We start from the raw sequence: 3,338 nt of genomic DNA, 5'->3' as shown, positions 1-3,338 counted from the left end.
GTGCTGGGCCGGGCCACCGCGCGCCTGGCCGCCGCGTCGCCGCGGCTGCGCTGGTTCTGGGCCGGGCTCAGCGCCGCCGCGCTTGCACTGCTGCTGTGCCTGCCGAGCGCCTGGCGCGGCCAGCTGACGCACCTGAGCCCGGTCACGGCCCAGGCCTTGACACTGGACGCCTCGCTGCGCGCCGACCTGGGTGCGGCCGAACTGGGCACGCTGGTCGCGATCGAGGCGCCGGACGAGGCCCGCGCGCTGCAGCGCGCCGAGCAGGCCTCGGCACGCCTGGACGCACTGGTGGCCGACGGCCTGCTGGCCGGCTACGAGAGCCCGACGCGCCTGCTGCCGAGCACGCAGGCGCAGGCCGCGCGCCAGGCCGCGCTGCCCGATGCCGACACGCTGCGCGCGCGCCTGAAGCAGGCCACCGCCGACGGCCCGCTGCCGGCGGAGCGCCTCGAGCCCTTCATCGCCGACGTGCAGGCGCAACGCAACGCGAAGCCGGTGACGCGTGCCGACTACGCCGGCACGCCGCTCGACACCGCGCTGCAGGCCCAGCTGGTGCCCGGCGCGGACGGCAAGCCCTGGACGGTGCTGCTGAGCCTGCGCGCCGGCCCGTCCGCGCTGCCGCCGCAGCGCCTGCGCGACGCGCTGGCCGGGCTGCCCGACACGCGCGTCGTCGAGATCCAGCCCGAACTCGACGCGCTCTACGCACGCTACCTGCGCGAGGCCTTCTGGCAGAGCGCGCTCGGCGCGCTGGCCGTGCTGCTGCTGCTCTACGCCGGGTTGCGCTCGTGGCGCCGGCTGTGGCGCGTCGCGCTTCCGCTGGCGGCCAGCGTGGTGCTGGTGATGGCCGGGCTGACGCTGGGCGGCGTCGCGCTCGGCGTGCTGCACCTGGTCGGCCTGCTGCTGGTGGTCGCGGTGGGCTCGAACTACGCGCTGTTCTTCGACCAGCTGGCCCGGCACGGCCAGGGCGACAGCGCGGCCGACTCCGAGACGCTGGCCTCGCTGCTGCTGGCCAACCTGACCATCGTCGCGTCGTTCGCGGTGCTGTGCACCTCCAGCGTGCCGCTGCTGGTGGCGCTGGGCGTCGTGGTGGCGCCCGGCACGCTGTTGTGCCTGCTGTTGTCGGCCAGCTGGGCGCAGGGGTCCCGCGGGGCCCTTGTGGGACAATCCGAGCCCTGATTTCCAGCGCCGACTTCCCCGACTTCCGTTACCCGCGACCCCTCGCGTGACCACCTGGCCCGTCCCTCCCTTCCTGTTGCTCAGCGCCGCCGGCCACCTGCTGGCAGCGCTCGCCGTGCTGCGTGAGCCGGCCGCGTGGCCGTGGGCCGTGTCGGCCATCGTGCTGAACCACCTGCTCGTCACCGCCATCGGGCTGTGGCCGCGCTCGAACTGGCTCGGCGACAACATCACCCGGCTGCCGGCCGATGCCGCCGCGCGCGGCGAGGTCGCGCTGACGCTGGACGACGGCCCCGACCCGGTGCTGACGCCGCAGGTGCTCGACCTGCTCGACGCCGCCGGCGTGCGCGCCACCTTCTTCGTGATCGCCCAGCGCGCCGTGGCCCATCCCGAGCTGCTGCGCGACATCGTGCGCCGCGGCCACAGCGTGCAGAACCACACCTGGCGGCACCCGCACGCGTTCTCGCTGTTCGGCCTGGGCCGCATCGAGCACGAGCTGCGGCAGGCCCAGCAGGCGCTGCAGCAGATCACCGGCCAGGCGCCGACGCTGTTCCGCGCGCCGGCCGGGCTGCGCAACGTGCTGCTCGGGCCGGTGCTGCACCGGCTGGGGCTGCGCCTGGCGAGCTGGTCGCGCCGCGGCTACGACACGCGCGACGGCGACGCCGCGCAGGTGCTGGCGCGGCTGACGCACAAGCTGCGCGGTGGCGAGATCCTGCTGCTGCACGACGGCCACTGCGCGCAGACGCCGGCCGGCACCCCGGTGGTGCTCGAGGTGCTGCCGGCGCTGATCGACGCGGTGCGCGCGCGCGGCCTGCGCTTCGTGCACCTGCCCGACGCGCTGGCCCGCACGCCGGCGCGGCCCGCCGTCCACGCACCGACGACACAGGCATGACACCGGTCGCCATCAGCCGCATGACGGTCACCAGCGCGCTCGGCGCCGGCAACGAGACACACGTGCAGGCGCTGCGCGACGGCCGCAGCGGCCTCGGCCCCTGCCGCTTCGAGGACGTGACGCTGCCATGCCACGTCGGCGAGGTCGCCGGCGTCGATGCCATCGCGCTGCCGGCCGGGCTCGAGGTCTTCGACTGCCGCAACAATCGCCTCGCCTGGCTCGGGCTGCAGCAGAACGGCTTCCGCGCCGCGGTGCGCGAGGCCCGCGAACGCTACGGCCCGCGCCGCGTCGCGGTGCTGCTGGGCAGCAGCACCTCGGGCATCCTGCAGACCGAGCACGCCTTCCGCCGGCGGCTGCCCGACGGCGCGCTGCCGCCCGACTTCCACTACCCCGAGACGCACAACACCGCGTCGCTCGCGCACTTCGTCGCGAAGGCGCTGCAGCTCGACGGTCCGCAGTGGGTGGTGGCCACCGCCTGCTCGTCGAGCGCGAAGGTGTTCGCCAGCGCCGCGCGGCTGATCGACCTCGGCTGGATCGACGCGGCGGTGGTCGGTGGTGTCGACAGCCTGTGCCTGACGACGCTGTACGGCTTCAATTCGCTGGAGCTGCTGTCGCCGCAGATCTGCCGGCCGTGGGATGCCGGGCGCAACGGCTTGTCGCTGGGCGAGGCCGCGGCCTTCGCGCTGCTCGAGCGCGACGCGCCGCAGCGGCAGGGCTGGCTGCTCGGCACCGGCGAAAGCAGCGACGGCTACCACATGAGCTCGCCGCTGCCCGATGGCGCCGGCGCGGTCGCGGCGATGCAACAGGCGCTGGCCGCCGCCGGGCTGCAGCCGGGCGACATCGACTACATCAACCTGCACGGCACCGCGACGCACAACAACGATGCCGCCGAAGACCGCGCCGTCGCGACGGTGTTCGGCGCGGCGACGCCGTGCAGCTCGACCAAGGGCGCGACCGGCCACACGCTGGGCGCGGCCGGCGGCGTCGAGGCGGTGCTGAGCCTGCTGGCGCTGCAGCACGGCCTGCTGCCCGGCGGGCTGAACCGGTTGCAGCCCGATCCCGCGCTGCACGCGAACTACCTCGACCACAGCCGGCCGGCCCCGCTGCGCCACGTGCTCAGCAACTCGTTCGGCTTCGGCGGCTCGAACGCCAGCCTGGTGCTGGGGGCGGCATGACGACGGCAACCCTCTTCATCCAGGGCGTCGGGCTGTGCGGGCCCGGCCTTGCCGACTGGGACAGCGCCGCCAAGCTGCTCGGCGGCACGCTGCCGTACACC

Annotated in this window: 3 protein-coding genes; all 3 read left to right on the top strand. The window is 74.9% G+C overall.

Annotated features, from left to right (window positions below; all coding sequences use genetic code 11):
- Positions 1-1,173 (top strand): MMPL family transporter (locus AC1DYN_RS31895; protein ID WP_477966710.1); only part of this gene is annotated, 1,173 nt, incomplete at its 5' end.
- 46 nt (positions 1,174-1,219) lie between these two features.
- Positions 1,220-2,062, top strand: coding sequence for a polysaccharide deacetylase family protein (locus AC1DYN_RS31890; RefSeq protein ID WP_477966708.1), 843 nt, complete (start codon positions 1,220-1,222; stop codon positions 2,060-2,062).
- Positions 2,059-3,237 carry a beta-ketoacyl-[acyl-carrier-protein] synthase family protein gene (locus tag AC1DYN_RS31885; RefSeq protein WP_477966706.1) on the top strand — a complete coding sequence of 393 codons (1,179 nt, stop codon included), beginning with the start codon at positions 2,059-2,061 and terminating at the stop codon, positions 3,235-3,237. The genes AC1DYN_RS31890 and AC1DYN_RS31885 overlap by 4 nt, the downstream gene beginning before the upstream one ends.
- The last annotated feature ends 101 nt before the right edge of the window (positions 3,238-3,338 follow it).

Source organism: Rhizobacter sp. P2_D12, from assembly GCF_056404395.1.
The sequence above is the reverse complement of the archived record's forward strand: the minus strand, read 5'-3'. Positions and strand labels throughout refer to the sequence as shown.